Source organism: Shewanella sedimentimangrovi (genome assembly GCF_017354965.1).
In the GTDB taxonomy this organism is placed as follows: Bacteria; Pseudomonadota; Gammaproteobacteria; order Enterobacterales; family Shewanellaceae; genus Shewanella; species Shewanella cyperi.
On the sequence record NZ_CP071502.1, the window covers coordinates 1650600 to 1666530 of the forward strand.

At 55.3% G+C, this 15931-nt stretch carries 11 protein-coding genes; 6 read left to right on the forward strand and 5 right to left on the reverse strand.

All coding sequences use genetic code 11. The annotated features are described in order from the left end of the window. The first annotated feature begins 327 nt into the window (after nucleotides 1–327). Nucleotides 328–2961 (forward strand): type I DNA topoisomerase, encoded by a 2634-nt coding sequence (gene topA, locus JYB85_RS07025; protein WP_207381612.1) that lies wholly within the window; start codon nucleotides 328–330, stop codon nucleotides 2959–2961. Between the two features lie 99 nt (nucleotides 2962–3060). Here the strand turns inward: topA and JYB85_RS07030 are convergent, their stop codons facing one another. Further along, nucleotides 3061–3837 (reverse strand): hypothetical protein, encoded by a 777-nt coding sequence (locus JYB85_RS07030; protein WP_207381613.1) that lies wholly within the window; start codon nucleotides 3835–3837, stop codon nucleotides 3061–3063. A 218-nt stretch (nucleotides 3838–4055) separates the two neighbouring features. Here JYB85_RS07030 and cysB point away from each other — a divergent pair, with 218 nt between their 5' ends. Beyond that, nucleotides 4056–5030, forward strand: a complete 975-nt coding sequence (gene cysB, locus JYB85_RS07035) for an HTH-type transcriptional regulator CysB (RefSeq protein ID WP_207322660.1) — start codon at nucleotides 4056–4058, stop codon at nucleotides 5028–5030. A 75-nt stretch (nucleotides 5031–5105) separates the two neighbouring features. Here the strand turns inward: cysB and JYB85_RS07040 are convergent, their stop codons facing one another. Continuing rightward, nucleotides 5106–6482 carry an L-serine ammonia-lyase gene (locus tag JYB85_RS07040; protein ID WP_207381614.1) on the reverse strand — a complete coding sequence of 459 codons (1377 nt, stop codon included), beginning with the start codon at nucleotides 6480–6482 and terminating at the stop codon, nucleotides 5106–5108. Between the two features lie 346 nt (nucleotides 6483–6828). Here JYB85_RS07040 and nagZ point away from each other — a divergent pair, with 346 nt between their 5' ends. The 3 genes from nagZ (at nucleotide 6829) to JYB85_RS07055 (ending at nucleotide 9236) form a co-directional block, all read left to right on the forward strand. Continuing rightward, entirely contained in the window at nucleotides 6829–7839 is a 1011-nt protein-coding gene (nagZ, locus tag JYB85_RS07045) for a beta-N-acetylhexosaminidase (RefSeq protein ID WP_207381615.1), read from the forward strand. A 137-nt stretch (nucleotides 7840–7976) separates the two neighbouring features. After that, a complete protein-coding gene (gene ycfP, locus JYB85_RS07050; protein ID WP_207381616.1) occupies nucleotides 7977–8516 on the forward strand; it encodes an alpha/beta hydrolase YcfP in 540 nt (179 codons plus the stop codon). Between the two features lie 444 nt (nucleotides 8517–8960). Continuing rightward, nucleotides 8961–9236, forward strand: a complete 276-nt coding sequence (locus JYB85_RS07055) for an acylphosphatase (RefSeq protein ID WP_207381617.1) — start codon at nucleotides 8961–8963, stop codon at nucleotides 9234–9236. 52 nt (nucleotides 9237–9288) lie between these two features. Here JYB85_RS07055 and JYB85_RS07060 read toward each other — a convergent pair whose 3' ends face one another. The 3 genes from JYB85_RS07060 to JYB85_RS07070 form a co-directional block, all read right to left on the reverse strand. Continuing rightward, nucleotides 9289–10407 carry a peptidoglycan binding protein CsiV gene (locus JYB85_RS07060; RefSeq protein WP_207381618.1) on the reverse strand — a complete coding sequence of 373 codons (1119 nt, stop codon included), beginning with the start codon at nucleotides 10405–10407 and terminating at the stop codon, nucleotides 9289–9291. Continuing rightward, nucleotides 10404–13871: a transcription-repair coupling factor gene (mfd, locus tag JYB85_RS07065; protein ID WP_207381619.1), complete on the reverse strand. Its 3468-nt coding sequence runs from the start codon at nucleotides 13869–13871 to the stop codon at nucleotides 10404–10406. Before mfd ends, JYB85_RS07060 begins: the two co-directional genes overlap by 4 nt. A gap of 83 nt (nucleotides 13872–13954) precedes the next feature. After that, nucleotides 13955–14521 carry a hypothetical protein gene (locus JYB85_RS07070; protein ID WP_207381620.1) on the reverse strand — a complete coding sequence of 189 codons (567 nt, stop codon included), beginning with the start codon at nucleotides 14519–14521 and terminating at the stop codon, nucleotides 13955–13957. A gap of 94 nt (nucleotides 14522–14615) precedes the next feature. Here JYB85_RS07070 and JYB85_RS07075 point away from each other — a divergent pair, with 94 nt between their 5' ends. Continuing rightward, nucleotides 14616–15848 carry a lipoprotein-releasing ABC transporter permease subunit gene (locus tag JYB85_RS07075; protein ID WP_207381621.1) on the forward strand — a complete coding sequence of 411 codons (1233 nt, stop codon included), beginning with the start codon at nucleotides 14616–14618 and terminating at the stop codon, nucleotides 15846–15848. Nucleotides 15849–15931: the final 83 nt, after the last annotated feature.

Consider the following 15931-nt stretch of genomic DNA (forward strand, 5'->3'; position numbering starts at 1 on the left):
TACCGGGGCTGAGGTCTTGTGATTATGACCAGAAATTGGTCTCGAGTTTCGCTCAGTATACGTGAGCAATCTCGCATAACAACCCGGCGAAATCGCGACAAATGGCCCATTTATGCAGGAATTGCATAACTATTGCTTGCTTGCTGGCGAATAATGAAATATTAGTTTTTAATTACGCAATATTATTTTTTACAAAAATTCCAACTTTGCTTAAAAAGTGACTCGCTGGTATGCATAAAAGAGGGATTAGCTTGAAACTCAAGGTTCAACCCTCTATATATGGTGCCAATTTCCACCTTCTCGAGACTGTTTGGCGCAAATAAAACTATGGGTAAATCGCTCGTCATTGTCGAATCGCCGGCCAAAGCCAAGACAATAAACAAATACCTTGGCAAAGATTTCATTGTTAAATCCAGTGTGGGTCACATACGTGATTTGCCTACATCCTCCTCCTCGGAAGGCAAAACGGGTGCTAAATCCAGTGCCGATCTCAAGAAAATGACCGCCGATGAAAAGGCCCGTTACAAGAAGGACAAGGACCAACAGGCCCTGGTGGCCCGCATGGGGGTGAACCCCGAGGCGGGCTGGCGTGCCAACTACCAGATATTGCCTGGTAAAGAAAAGGTGGTAAAAGAATTACAGACCCTTGCCAACGATGCCGATCAAATCTTTCTGGCAACGGATTTGGACCGTGAGGGAGAGGCCATTGCCTGGCATTTGCAGGAAGTCATAGGCGGCGATCCTTCACGGTATCAAAGGGTAGTTTTCAATGAGATCACCAAAAGTGCCATCCAGGACGCCTTCAGCCATCCTGCCAGCCTGAACACCAATATGGTCAATGCCCAACAGGCCCGTCGCTTCCTGGACCGGGTGGTGGGTTTTATGGTGTCTCCCTTGCTGTGGAAGAAGGTTGCCCGGGGCCTGTCTGCCGGACGGGTGCAGTCCGTCGCAGTGCGTTTGGTGGTTGAGCGTGAAAGTGAAATCAAGGCCTTTGTGCCGGAAGAGTTTTGGGATATTCACGCTGCCCTGAATACGCCAAAAGGCCAGGCATTGCTGATGGAAGTTCATCGCCATCTTGGTGCAGCCTTTGAACCACGCAATCAGGCCGAGGCCATGGCTGCGGTGGCCGAACTGCAACATGCCAGCTTCAAGGTCTTGGAGCGGGAAGATAAGGCGACCCAAAGCAAGCCTTCTGCGCCCTTTATTACCTCAACCCTGCAGCAAGCGGCGAGTACCCGACTTGGCTTTGGGGTGAAAAAGACCATGATGTTGGCCCAGCGTTTGTACGAAGCCGGTCATATCACCTATATGCGTACCGACTCTACCAACCTCAGCCAGGAAGCCCTGGACAGCGTCCGTGCACTCATTGGTGACGAGTTCGGTGCCAAATACCTGCCCGATGCCCCCATACGTTATGGCAGTAAGGAAGGCGCCCAGGAGGCTCACGAAGCCATACGGCCTTCTGATGTCAAGGTCAGTGCGGTGCAACTGAGTGATATGGAACGCGATGCACAGCGCCTCTACGAGCTTATTTGGCGACAATTTGTGGCCTGTCAGATGACACCTGCCCAGTATGATGCCACCAGGCTTACGGTTAAGGCCGGTGATTATGAGCTCAAGGCCAATGGCCGCACCCTGAGGTTTGATGGTTGGACCCGAGTGCAACCGGCGCTGAAGAAAAAGAACGAGGAAGACAACACCCTGCCGGCAGTCGAGGTGGGTGAATCACTCACGCTGGATAAGTTGGATCCCAAACAGAACTTCACCAAGCCACCGGCCCGCTACAGTGAAGCCTCGTTGGTGAAAGAATTGGAAAAGCGCGGTATAGGGCGTCCTTCCACCTATGCCACCATTATCTCTACCATTCAGGATCGCGGTTACGTTAAAGTGGAAAACCGTCGTTTTTATGCCGAGAAAATGGGTGAAATTGTCAGTGACCGTCTGGTACACAGCTTCAGTGAACTGATGAGCTATGACTTTACCGCCGGTATGGAACAGACACTGGATGATGTGGCCCGCGGTGAGCGTGAGTGGAAAAACGTGCTGGATGGTTTTTATAAAGACTTTACCGCCCAGCTCGACAAGGCGGAGCAGGAGCCCGATGCCGGTGGTATGCTTCCCAATGAGATGGTACTTACCGAGATTCCTTGTCCCACGTGCGGCAGGCAAATGGGGATCCGCACCGGAACAACCGGAGTGTTCCTCGGCTGTTCAGGCTATGCGTTGCCGCCGAAGGAAAGATGCAAGACCACAATGAACCTGACGCCGGGCGAAGAGGCTATAAGCGAAGGTGATGAAAACGCGGAAACCAATGCGCTCAGGGCCAAGCATCGCTGTAACAAATGCGGTACCGCAATGGACAGTTACCTGCTTGATGAAAAGCGTAAACTGCATGTGTGCGGCAACAACCCTACCTGTGACGGCTATGAGGTGGAAGCGGGCCAGTTCAAACTCAAGGGGTACGAAGGACCGCTATTGGAATGTGACCGTTGTGGCGCCAATATGGAGCTTAAAAACGGCCGTTTCGGCAAGTATTTCGGCTGTACCAATGAAGCCTGTAAGAATACTCGCAAACTGCTGAAGAACGGTGAGGCAGCGCCACCGAAGGAAGATCCTATTCATCTGCCCGAACTCAAGTGCAGTAAGTCGGATGCTTATTTTGTGTTGCGTGATGGCGCCGCCGGTATCTTCCTCGCCGCCAGCACCTTCCCCAAATCCCGCGAAACCCGGGCGCCGTTGGTGGAAGAACTGCGCAAATACCGTGAGCTGCTGTGGCCTAAATATCTATATCTGGCCGATGCTCCGACCGAGGATGATGAAGGCAACAAGACCATGGTCAAGTTCAGCCGCAAAACCAAGGAGCAATATGTTGCTTCCGAGGTGGACGGCAAAGCCACGGGTTGGATAGCCCACTATGATGGCAAGCGCTGGGTCAGCGAAGCCAAGAAAACCAAGAAGTAACATGCAGCTCAACTAACAGTGAGCAAATAAAAACTCCCGAGGTTGCCCTGCGGGAGTTTTTTTATGGGGGATTGGAAGCCATACCGCTTCAGGCAGCGGTTACCATTTCTTCTTCGGCTGGAACAGCATATCCAGATCGTCTTCTTCGCTGCGCTTTTGACGACCCGCAGGCTCGGACATCTTCTGGGCACCCATGATTTCATCCAGCAGTTGCTTGGCCTCATCAACTTTGCGGCCAATAAAGGGGTCATTGGGGGTCTGTGCCTTGATGGCGTGCAAGGTCGCCAGCGCCTTGGAGACCATTTGCTTGGCAGAGCCATACTGTTTCATAAAGCAGGCGGCGCGGGCACGGGAAATCATGGAGTCCACGTTGATCCGCAATTGCAGACTGTCGATACGGTTTTCTTCTTCGGCAAAAACCGTGGGGTCGACCTTGCCCTTGTTGTGTTCGGCCCTGAGTATGGCCTTGAGTTTCTTCAGGGTTTGCACAACCACAAGCACTTGCTTGTCGTTGTCAGGCAAACGGAAGCTTTCTATTGGTGGCACATTGGAAGTGCCCTGAAGGGCCTCAATCTGAGCCTGAAGATCCAACAGGCGGCGCTGATAATCATTTTTTTGTGGTGGAACGGTCAGGTTAACCGCGTTGCTCAAGGCTTCCTGGATGCGCCGGTACAAAATCATAACTATGTAGCTTGAGCAGGGCATCATGCCTGTATTGGAAAGCACGCCTTCGGTTTCATCCAAAATGGCACGCTGTCTGGCCAACTCCATGCGACGTTCTGCTTCGGCCTTTTCTTTTTGTTGTTGGATTACATTGATCACTATGACCAGCAGTAACAATGCTCCAATGGAGAGCAGAACCAGGGTGAATATCATAGGTGTCCCATTCTTGAGTCAAGTCAACCAATGCTACAATAAATCAACAAACTAGCATAGTTATCTTAGCCCAGCTTATCGTGTCTGTCCCGTATTGCTGGCGGGGTGGACCGTTATTCCAGTTTGATTTAATTTTACCAATATACTATAACCCAAGATTATAGTTAAGACTCGCAACCGGCCGATTGCTCGGAACGGTTCTTTTGGTAGGACGCAACATGAAGCTGCAACAACTCAGGTATATTGTGGAAGTGCTGAACCACAATCTCAATGTCTCGGCGACGGCGGAAAACCTGTATACATCTCAGCCGGGGATCAGCAAGCAGGTCCGAATGCTGGAAGATGAGTTGGGGATCCAAATCTTTGGCCGCAGCGGCAAACACCTGACCCACGTGACCCCTGCCGGTGAGCAAGTGATCAACATCGCCAGCGATATCCTGGGTAAAGTGGAAAGCATCAAAAAGGTGGCCGAAGAATACACCAAGCCGGATCAGGGTGAATTGAACATAGCCACCACAGACACCCAGGCCCGTTATGCTCTGCCCGGCATTATTCGCAGTTTTATCAAACGTTATCCCAGGGTTAACCTGCACATGCACCAGGGGACTCCGACCCAGATAAGTGAACTGGCGGCCCGCGGAGATGCGGATTTTGCCATTGCGACCGAGGCCATGCACCTGTACTCGGATCTCATTATGTTGCCTTGCTACCACTGGAACCGCTCCATAGTGGTCACCCGGGATCATCCGCTGGCCAGTCGCAGCCATATGAGCATCGAAGAATTGGCACGCTTCCCACTGGTGACCTATGTGTTCGGTTTCGACCGTGAATCCCAGATTGAGCGGGCCTTTAACCGTGCCGGGTTGGAGCCCAGGGTGGTGTTCTCTGCCACCAGTGCCGATGTGCTGAAAACCTATGTCCGTTTGGGATTGGGGGTGGGGGTGATTGCCTCCATGGCCATAGATCCCAACATAGACAAGGATCTGGTGGCCATAGATGCCGGACACCTGTTTGCCCACAGCACCACCAAGATAGGCTTCCGTAAGGGCAGTTTCCTTCGAAGCTACATGTATGACTTTATCGAATTGTTCGCACCGCATCTTACCCGGGATGTGGTGGAAAAGGCGGTGGCGCTGCGTGACCCTATATTGATTGAAGAAATGTTTGCCGATCGTGAGCTGCCGATGCGCTAGCCCGGATAGCCTCGGATTTCCAAATATAGAGTCAAATAAAAATCCCGCCGAAGCGGGATTTTTTAATTGCGGCTGTCAGCACTCGACAATGTTGACCGCAAGACCGCCCTTGGCGGTTTCCTTGTATTTGCTGCGCATGTCCTTGCCCGTGTCCATCATGGTTTTGATGACCTTATCCAGCGACACCTTGTGGTTGCCGTCGCCGCGCAGCGCCAGGCGAGAAGCATTGATGGCCTTGACCGCGCCCATGGCGTTGCGCTCAATACAGGGAACCTGAACAAGGCCACCGACGGGATCGCAGGTCAGGCCCAGATTATGTTCCATGCCGATTTCGGCAGCGTTCTCTACATGCTCCACGGTACCGCCCATGATTTCGGTCAGCGCTGCGGCTGCCATGGAGCAGGCAACGCCCACTTCACCCTGGCAGCCCACTTCGGCGCCGGAAATAGAGGCGTTCTTCTTGTAAAGAATGCCAATGGCGGCGGCGGTCAGCAGGTAGCGGGCGCAGACATCCACATCCACTTCCTGTACGAAGGTATCGTAGTAACAAAGTACTGCTGGAATAATGCCGGCAGCCCCATTGGTGGGGGCCGTGACAACACGGTCGCCGGCGGCGTTCTGTTCATTGACCGACAGGGCAAACAGATCTACCCAATCCATGGCGTTGAGCGGGTCAACGTTGTTGCGACCTTCGGCCTTGAGACGGCGGTACAGCGCCGGCGCCCGGCGTCTGAGTTTAAGGCCGCCAGGCAATATGCCTTCCTTCTGATAGCCCTTTTCAACGCAGTTTTTCATGGTCTGCCAAATCTGCCACAGGCGGGCCTTGACGTCGGCCTCGGAGGCTATGCTGAGCTCATTGGCCAACATCAGTGAGGAAATGCTCAGGCCGTGGTCAGTACACAGTTCCAGCAGATGGGCTGCACTGTTGAAGTCATAGGGAGCAGACTGAATGGGGGTTGCCGGTGAGGCGTCACGCTGGGCTATTTCATCCTCGTCCAGGATAAAGCCGCCACCCACGGAATAGTAGGTGCGTTGGAACAGCAACTCACCCTTGGTAAGGGCATAAAGGGTCATGGCATTGGCATGGGCGGGCAGCGTCTTGCGACGATGATAAAGGATGCCATCCTCGCGGGTGAACTTTACCTTGGTGCCGTTGGCCAGTTGCAGCTGCTCACTGGCAGCAACGTCTGCCAGGATTCCGTCGATGGCATCGGTATCGACGGTTTCAGGATCTTCACCCATCAATCCCAGGATAACGGCTTTGCCTGTGCCGTGACCTTTGCCGGTTTGTCCCAGGGAGCCGAACAGTTCAGCCCGCAGCTCATCGGTTTGTGCCAGAAGCCCCTTGGCCTCCAGCAGTTGAATAAAGAGTTTGCCGGCCTTCATGGGGCCCACTGTATGGGAACTCGATGGCCCTATGCCTATCTTGAACATGTCAAATACGCTAATCATAATCTGGCCCTGTGTCGTCTCGTTGTTATTTTAGTCTTTGTCATGGGGCTTGCTCGCCCATCAATCTAATCTGAGGTAATCTCTGCGACTGCGCATTCGGGAAATGGACGTGCGCCAACCTGGCCGCTGATCACCATAGGAACAGTATCCCATAGTTTGGCCTTGTGGCTTCATTAGATATTCTTATTCATGATATTTCGGATAAATCTAGCTAAAGCATAATTGAACTGGCTTTAGTGCTTGGTTTCAGGGCTATTGCGGCAAAATAAGGGCTTAATCCATTTCGCCCCCTAAAGCTGGGGGGCGGTGGTTTCATTATTGATGAATTAATTTTTTAGGGGGAAGCATGGGCGTGCTCATGGTGGATCTGGAAGGGCTGGAGCTGACATCGCAAGAGCGTGAAATGTTGCGCAATCCCTTGGTTGGCGGACTTATTCTCTTCAGTCGCAACTACAGGGAGCGCAGTCAGCTTTGTGAGCTGGTGCAAGCGGTACGAGCCATACGCCCGGAACTGCTAATTGCCGTTGACCATGAGGGGGGTAGGGTACAGCGCTTTCGTGAGGGCTTCACCCAAATTCCAGCCATGGGCGACATTCTTCCTGCCGCCGCCGAGGCCATGGCGCTTGCAAAGCGCTGGGCCAGCGAACTGGGATTCCTGATGGCGGTGGAGCTGCTGTCCTGTGATATTGATTTAAGCTTTGCCCCTGTGCTGGATCTCAATGGTATCAGTGAGGTCATAGGCAGACGCAGCTTTTCAGCGAGTCCAGCCCAGGTTGCGGGGTTGGCCGGCGCCTTTATCGACGGTATGCACAGCGCCGGCATGGCGGCTGTTGGTAAACATTTTCCCGGACATGGCAGTGTGCAGGCCGACTCCCATGTGGCCATGCCGGTGGATGAGCGTGAGCCTGCGCTTATCCTGGAGCAGGATATGGCTCCCTTCAGGTCCCTGATAACAGAGGGGAAACTGGATGGCATTATGCCGGCCCATGTGGTGTACAGCCAGATTGACCCCAATCCGGCCGGTTTCTCCAGCCATTGGCTCAAACAGGTGCTGCGCACCGAGTTGGGCTTCAAGGGGGTGATTTTTTCGGACGATCTCGGCATGGAAGGGGCAGCCTTTGCCGGTGACTATCCCGCCCGTGCCCGGGCAGCCCTGGCGGCGGGCTGTGACATGATATTGGTGTGCAACCAGCGCCAGGGGGCACTGGATATCCTGGCCGACATGCAAGATTCTCAATGGGAAAACCGGGCGCTGTCACTCAGGCCCGATGGCCGTAAGATGGCTGCCGCATTGGAAAACCAGGCTCGCTGGGAAGAGGGGCGAGAGTTGGCTGAGCGCATTGGTTACCAGCCCTGATTGTTGCTACTGATTAATATGGCGCCATGTGCGCCATTTTTTATGCCCTTTATGACTGCTTTGTGAACCCGCGCAACCCGGGTTGGCACAGATATGCTAGTGTGAGAGCTGTGTTCATTCGGGCGATGGAGCCGGCCATGATCCTTTATCTGCACGGCTATGATGCCACCAGTCCAGGCAATCATGAAAAAATGCGTCAATTGCAGTTCATTGACCCCGATGTCAGATTGTTAAGCTATTCCACCCAGTTTCCCCGTCACGATATGCAGCAATTGCTTAAGGATGTGGAACGGGAGCTGAAGCATTGTGATGATCCCGCCCCCCTGATGGTCGGTGTTGGCCTGGGGGGCTATTGGGCCGAACGTATCGGGTTTCTTCATGGCCTGAAATCGGTATTGATAAATCCCAATCTGCACCCCGAAAACAACATGCAGGGGCGGATAGACAGGCCCGAGGAATATGCCGACATTGCCAGTAAATGCGTAAGTGAATTTCGCAGCAAAAACCGGCAGAAATCCCTTTGCATACTGTCTGAGCATGACGAGGTTTTGGACAGTTACGCCACTGCCGGGCTTCTGTCGGCCTTCTACCCCATTATCTGGGATGCTCACCAAAGCCATAAATTCCCCCAACTGGGCCCGCATTTGGCCGCAATTCAGGCTTTCAAGCTGGTCTGAATGTGATTTCTTGTCTGCATTAGTCGCGGGCGTCCCGTAACCCTGCCCATGGCTTTGGTACAAGTTTGTACATTTGTACCAGTTAGTGGCTTTCTATACAGTGACTCATGCGGCAAAAGCGGGGTTAAAGTGTGATCTTGATCACACAAAGGCCCTGGGTGATCATTAGGACTTTAGTCGCAATTGAAAATTCCTCATCAGCGTGTACATTAGCGCCCTCCCAAGCAGAATGTAACAATTTGTAGCAATCTGCCGTCGAATTCGGTCCCCCTGGACCAACCCTTTGCGTATGTCGCCCGATACAGCTAACAGCAGTTTTGTTAGCTGTTTTTTTTGGTGGCATCCGTGACTCAATACCCCTCGATATTCCTTTCCGCCTTCAATTAGGTATATGTCTGTTTTTTGGCTTATTCTCAATGCATCCGGTCGAGAAGGGAGCAACAGATGAAGCGGGTGTTAATCAGGGTTAAGGGCAAGGTTCAGGGCGTGTGCTTTCGGCGCTGTGCGCTGGAAAAGGCGAGGGAGCTTGGGGTAACCGGGTATGTCACCAACCTGGACGACGGTTCGGTGGAAATCCTGGCCCAGGGCAGTTTTCCTGCGGTAGATCAGTTAATCGAATGGTGTTGGCTTGGCTCTCCCGGTGCCAGTGTCAGTCAGGTATTGGTGGAGGAGGACGTGGAAAATGAGATTTACCTGGATTTTTCCATTACCCAGTCCTGAACCATTGCGACCGAGCCAATAAAAAGGGGAGCCAGGCTCCCCGAGTGTTCTGCTATTGCTGAGGTAAATCCTCTTCGACGATGCTCTCTTCGTCGTTTTCTTCCAGCTCTTCTTTGACTTCTTCCTGACTGCCGGGCTGGGCCATCTTACGGATCTGCACCACCATGCCTAGCTTGGGATGATCGAAATAGTGTATTTCACCGCTGCGTACCCGGCGATTTTGTACCATGGAAATGGCATACAGGAAGGCCTGCTGCTCCATCTGAGGTGACATGTCTGTTGTTGTAGGGACATCATCCACTGTCATGGAGAGCTGCGGCACTTGGCGGGTGCCTGGCGTTCTTAACCTGAGATCTGTCTCTATGTAGAGATAGTGGCTGAGATAAATGTTCAGGGTACCATCGAGCTGCCATACCGGCTCGGGATCCGACTTGGCCAATGCCTGTGACTGCGGCTCGGTTGTGGTGCCTTCGGTGTCAGCTGTCATGTCGGTTACTGCGCCCAATTGGGCCGCCAGAGAGTTGTCGACCATGTTGTCGGTTGTGGTTTCTGCAGCCGTGTTATCAATCGTGGTGCCGGATAGGTTTTCCAGCGGTGCTTGTTCTTCAGCGATGGCGCTCAGTGGCAGGCCATTAAGCGCATACCTGTCACTGAAGTTTTCACCGCCATAGAGACGCACAGGCAGCGCCTGGTAGCGGGAACCCATGGATTGCTGCCAGGTCAGGTGCAGCAGCGGCTTCAGTCCGGGTTCACGGGAGAGGGTCTTCATCACCTCGGCAAACTGGCTGTGGCCAGCATCCATCAATACCGCGCCGTCGCTGTCCTTGACTTCGGGGGCGGCCTCGGCGGCAATGTTCAGCGGGGCCTGGGCAGGGTAATGCAGGGTCTTGTGGGTATACCTGGCTTCACACAGCAGTGGGTCAAGGGCCGCCTCGGCCTCGCTGCAGGGTTCCATGCCTTCTGCCAGGTGAGCTTGTTCCTGAACCACCAGGGGGGATATCAGATCCCTGGCCTTGGTCAGCGACGGCAGTGTTACCTCCTCGGGCCACACCTCACTGCTGGCCTGATTGCGTTCAAACAGCAGCACCTCCACCTCGAACCAGGCTTCGGCATGGGATTGCGCCACCGGCACCAGGGCCAGGACGGAGGACAACGCTAGGTGACGGATCACTGTTTATCTCCAAGACGGTTTGCAGACAGCTGCTCCAGCAGCAATTTGGCCAGGTCGAGCCTTTCCTTTGGGGTCTCTGACGGCAGGCTGAACTTTAACTTATTTGGTCCTTCCATTCGATAGATTTGTGGCTGACCGGACAGCAGACCTATGATGAAGCCGGGATCTATGTCGTGCTGGTCGCCAAATTCCAGACTGCCGCCACGGCTGTGCATCTCCAGCTTGGTCACCCCAAGACGCGAGGCCTGATGCTTGTACAGGGTCTGCTCCAGCAGGTTACGGGCCGGATCGGGCAGCAGACCAAAACGGTCAATCAGTTCCACCTTCATCTCATCCAGGGCCTGCTCGCTGTCGCAACCGGCGATGCGCTTGTACAGCGACAGGCGCATATTGACGTCACCCACATAGTCTTCCGGCAACAGCGCCGGGATCCTCAAGTCCAGTTCACATTGCTGCCCCAGCATCTGGGCCAGGGACGGCTCCTTGCCTTGCTTGAGTGCCTTGACCGCACCTTCGAGCATTTCCATGTACAGGCTGAAACCAATCTTGGAAATATGGCCGCTTTGCTCATCACCCAGCAGCTCACCGGCACCTCGGATCTCCAGATCCTGGGTCGCCAGCATAAAGCCGGCACCGAGATCCTCCAGCGCGTCTATGGCCTCCAGACGCTTGCGGGCATCCTGGGTCATCAGTTTGGGGTGGGGCGTCATCAGATAGGCATAGGCCTGGTGATGGGAACGGCCGACCCGGCCCCTGAGTTGATGTAGCTGAGCCAGACCGAAGTGATCGGCCCGGTCGATAATGATGGTGTTGGCGCTCGGCACGTCGATACCGGTTTCGATAATGGTGGTACACACCAACACGTTGAATCTCTGGTGATAGAAGTCCGACATTACCCGTTCCAGATCCCGCTCGCGCATCTGGCCGTGGGCCGTGACCACCCGGGCTTCCGGCAACAGCTCCCGGATCTCCTGGGCAGTTTTCTCTATGGTTTCCACATTGTTGTGCAGGTAATAGACCTGGCCGCCGCGGAGAATTTCCCTGAGAATCGCCTCACGCACGGTTGCCTTATCGTATTCACGGACAAAGGTTTTGACCGCCAGACGTTTGGCCGGCGGCGTGGCTATGATGGACAGGTCACGCATGCCGGACATGGCCATGTTCAGGGTGCGGGGAATGGGCGTTGCGGTCAGGGTGAGTATGTCAACGTTGGCTCTCAGCGCCTTGATTTTTTCTTTCTGGCGCACACCGAACCTGTGTTCCTCGTCAATGATCAGCAGCCCCAGGGCGTCGAAGCGCACCTCGCTGTTGAGCAGCTTATGGGTGCCTATGACTATGTCCACCTTGCCGGCTTCCAGGGATGCCAGCACCTGATTTTGCTCCTTGGCGGTGCGAAAACGTGACATCACCTCTATGGTCACAGGCCAGTCGGCAAACCTGTCCTTGAAGTTTTCATAATGTTGCTGGGCCAGCAGGGTGGTGGGCACCAGCACCACCACCTGTTTGTTGTTGCTGACAGCGAGGAAGGCTGCACGCATGGCCACTTCGGTCTTGCCAAAGCCCACATCGCCGCACACCAGGCGGTCCATGGCGCGTGGCTGGCACATATCATCGAGCACCGCCTTGATGGCGCTTTCCTGATCCACTGTCTCTTCGAACATAAAACCGTCGGCAAACTGGGCGTATTCGGTTTCATCCAAACTACAGGGCTCGCCGGGACGGGCTTCCCGTCTGGCGTAGACATCCAGCAGCTCGGCGGCCACGTCGCGGATTTTTTCAATCGCCTTGCGTTTGGCCTTGGCCCAGGTTTCATTGCCGAGCCGGTTGAGGCTGGCTTCCTGCTCTCCGCCCACGGCATAACGGCTTATAAGGTGCAGGGAGGCGACCGGCACATAGAGTTTGTCACCGCCGGAATATTCCAGGGTCAGGTATTCGGCCACCAGACCACCAGTGTCGAGGGTTTCCAGCCCCTGATAAAGACCGACCCCGTGTTCCAGGTGCACCACAGGCTGACCGACCTTGAGTTCGGCCAGGTTTTTAATCAGCAGATCCTGGCTCAGTTGCTTTTGCTTATCGCGGCGCCGTTGTTGCGACACCCGTTCACCAAAAAGCTCGGTTTCACAGATGATGGCGAGATCTTTTGACTCATGCCCTTGCAACAGGCAACCCTGGGACAGTGGAGCTACAGCTATGGCACAGTCGAGATCCGAACCCCAGAACTCATCTATGTGACTCAGACGTTTTGGCTTCAGTTCTATCTTGGCCAGCAGCTCGGTCAGGGCCTCGCGCCGGCCCTCGGATTCGGCGATAAATAGCAGCCTTGGACCGGTTTGGGCGAAGGACTGCAGCGCCTCCAGCGGCTGACGCAGTTTGTGATTGGCGCGGATATCCGGTAAGGCACCGGCTGCTAGGGTGTGCGGCGCATCAGCAGTCAGCTGGATCCTGGGCAGGGCCTTGAAGGCGGAAAACAGTTGCTCGGTGAGCAGGTACAAATCCTGGGGCGGCAGCAGTGGCCGCAGCGGATCGACCCGTCTGTCCTCAAAGCGACTCTTCACCTCATCCAGATGATGATTGGCGGCCTGTTCCAGCTCGCCCACGGTCAGCAGCTGGCAGTCCTTGGGCAGATAGTCGAACAAGGTGGCGCAGCTGTCGAAAAACAGCGGCAGGTAGTTTTCGATACCCGCCGGCATCAGGTTGCGACTCACCAGCTGATACACGGACTCGGGGGCATTGACCACGGACTCAAAGGCGCGGCGGTAGCGCTGGCGAAAGCCTTCAATTGCGCTGCTGTCGGTGGGGAATTCCCGCGCCGGCAACATGCGGATGCTGTCGACCTCGGTGCTTGAGCGCTGGGTCTCGGGATCGAAATAACGGATGGATTCCACCTCGTCATCGAACAGCTCGATACGCAGCGGCTCTCGGGCGCCGCTGGGGAAAAGATCCAAAATGGCGCCGCGGATGGCGAATTCGCCGTGCTCATAGACCTGCTCCACCAGATGATAGCCAGTGTCGGTCAGTTGCTGGCGCATCTGCTGCAGACTGTATCTGTCGCCTTTTTTGAGGATCAGCACATTGCCGGCGAGGAATGACACCGGCGGCAGGCGCACCATCAGGGTGGTTACAGGCACTATCACCAGGTGGCGTTTACCGGTCGTCAAGCTGGCCAGGGTTTCCAGACGCTGGGAGATCAAGTCCTGGTGCGGCGAAAAGCTGTCGTAGGGCAGGGTTTCCCGGTCCGGAAACAGGCACACCTGCAGATCGTCGTGGCGCAGCAGGTAGGTGAGTTCCGCTTCCAGCGCCAGGGCCGAAGGGGTATCTGCGGTGACCAGCAAACTGGTGCCTGTGTGGGCCTTGGCGAGGTTTGCCAGTGTCAGGGCGCGGCCAACGCCCACAGGCGCGGCCAGAGAAAGCAGCTTGCCGTTGGCGGGGGCCTTGGGCGGCTGGTTTACCGGAAATGAAGTCATTGAGTAAGCAGCATGTTTCTGTCAAAAACCTGGGGGCATTGTAGTGACTTGCCCCCGGCTGTGCCAGTTAAACCTGTGCTGGATCAGCCTTCCTGCTGCTGTTTGCGCAGCTTGAGCTGTTTCTGTTGCACGCTGAGGCTGGCGCGCACCAGTTGTTCGGTATCGGCATCACTGATGGCGACAAATTCCAGGGTCACCCGGAAGCCATCATCCTCATGCACGCAGTGGCGCACTTCGGCGACACAGAGCAGGGCAATCAGTTCTTCGCGGATATACAGGGTCAGCAGCTGAAGGCTGCCATCTGCCATGGCAGTGGGTGAGCGCAGGGTGACACCACTGCCGCCGAAACGCAGCCCGGCCAGGGGCTCACCTTCGTGGGGATCGTTGGCCAGCACATAATGCAGCACCATATCCACCTTGCGCGACTGCAGCTTGAGGTAGTCCACCAGGGCCTTGGTATCGGATCCCAGTTGCCGTAACTGCATCAGACTGGTGGCCTCCAGGGCCTTGGCCTCATTGAGCAATTGCATGCCCATGGATCTCAGTTCCGCCAGGGCGGCATCGTCCGGCAGCGCAGGCTCGGTCCAGGGGCGGGCATAAATACGGAAGGTATGAGGCACACTGAAGAAGGCATCGGGATCGGTTTGCAAGGCTTGCCTCTTTATTTATCGGAGTATTGTCCCTATTATCGTGCCCATCTTAATGATTTAGCAAGATCACTGCCCAGGAAGCCCCCAAGGTCCCATGACTCCAGCGCCAGCCCTGTTTATCGGCTACCGCTATTGGCGTTCGCGCAAGGCCAATGCATTTGCCTCTTTTATTACCCTGTTTGCCGTCAGTGGCATTTTTCTCGGGGTGACCGCCCTTATCCTGGTCAGCTCGGTCATGAATGGCCTTGAGGATCAGCTCAAGCAGCGCATTCTGGGGGCCGTACCGCAACTCATATTGCAGCAGGAGCAGGGATTCGAGGATTGGCAGTCTCTGCGAGAACCCATATTGGCAGTTCCCGGGGTGCGTGGCGTGGTGCCTTTTGCCGCAACCCAGGCCATGTTGCAGTCACCGAGCAATATCAGTGCGGTGCAGCTGCAGGGCGTAGTGCCGGACGCGGAGCGACAGTTGTCGGCAGTGATGTCACACAGCTATGCGGATGCCTTCGATGCCCTGGAGCCTGGCGAGTTCCAGATCATTCTCGGCTCTGTGCTGGCCAATCAGCTGGATGTAGCACCGGGGGATACTGTGCGGGTGCTGAGCGGCGATGGTGTGGTTTACTCGCCTTTGGGCCCTGTGCCAAGTCAGCGCAAATTTGTGGTGGCGGGGGTGTTCCAGATGGGCTCGCCCGTGGATGCCAACAGCGCCTTCGTGCATTTGGCGGATGCCCGGCGCCTGATGCGCCGGCCGGCGCAGGTGATAGACAGTCTGCGTCTGTATCTGGACGACCCCTTCGCCGTGGCCGCGTTGACACCAAAATTGCAGGACAAATTACACTCCGTGGGGCAGGAGGTCAGCATCAGCGATTGGCGTGACAGTTACGGCCACCTGTTCTCCGCGGTCAAGATGGAAAAGAACATGATGTCGCTGATGCTGAGCCTGATAGTCGCGGTGGCGGCTTTCAACATAGTGTCGGCGCTGGTGATGATGGTGGTGGACAAGACCACGGATGTGGCCGTGCTGCGCACCCAGGGACTGGGCACTTTGGCGGTGATGGGCATTTTTATGGTGCAGGGCTCACTCAACGCCTTGCTTGGTTTGCTGTTGGGCCTGGTGGTGGGCACTGTGATGACCTTCAATATCAATCCCATTCTGGACACCCTGGGCATTTCCGTATTGGGCCCCGGGCAGCCGTTGCCGGTGGTGCTGCAATGGTCGCAGCTGTGGCTTATCGTTGCGGGCACAGTGCTTTTGAGCCTCGGCGCTACCCTGTATCCGGCGCTGCGCGCCGCCAAGGTGCAACCTGCTACAGCCCTGCGCTATGAATAAAAGGCGCTGTGAGTAAAGGGCGCTGTGAATAAAGGGCGCTACGAATAAGCCACGCGATAAATAACGTATTGAATTTAATCGGG

Coding starts and splice junctions, on each gene's coding strand:
- topA (WP_207381612.1), top strand. CDS start 328: ATGGGTAAATCGCTCGTCATTGTCGAATCGCCGGCCAAAGCCAAGACA.
- JYB85_RS07030 (WP_207381613.1), bottom strand. CDS start 3,837: ATGATATTCACCCTGGTTCTGCTCTCCATTGGAGCATTGTTACTGCTG.
- cysB (WP_207322660.1), top strand. CDS start 4,056: ATGAAGCTGCAACAACTCAGGTATATTGTGGAAGTGCTGAACCACAAT.
- JYB85_RS07040 (WP_207381614.1), bottom strand. CDS start 6,482: ATGATTAGCGTATTTGACATGTTCAAGATAGGCATAGGGCCATCGAGT.
- nagZ (WP_207381615.1), top strand. CDS start 6,829: ATGGGCGTGCTCATGGTGGATCTGGAAGGGCTGGAGCTGACATCGCAA.
- ycfP (WP_207381616.1), top strand. CDS start 7,977: ATGATCCTTTATCTGCACGGCTATGATGCCACCAGTCCAGGCAATCAT.
- JYB85_RS07055 (WP_207381617.1), top strand. CDS start 8,961: ATGAAGCGGGTGTTAATCAGGGTTAAGGGCAAGGTTCAGGGCGTGTGC.
- mfd (WP_207381619.1), bottom strand. CDS start 13,871: ATGACTTCATTTCCGGTAAACCAGCCGCCCAAGGCCCCCGCCAACGGC.
- JYB85_RS07075 (WP_207381621.1), top strand. CDS start 14,616: ATGACTCCAGCGCCAGCCCTGTTTATCGGCTACCGCTATTGGCGTTCG.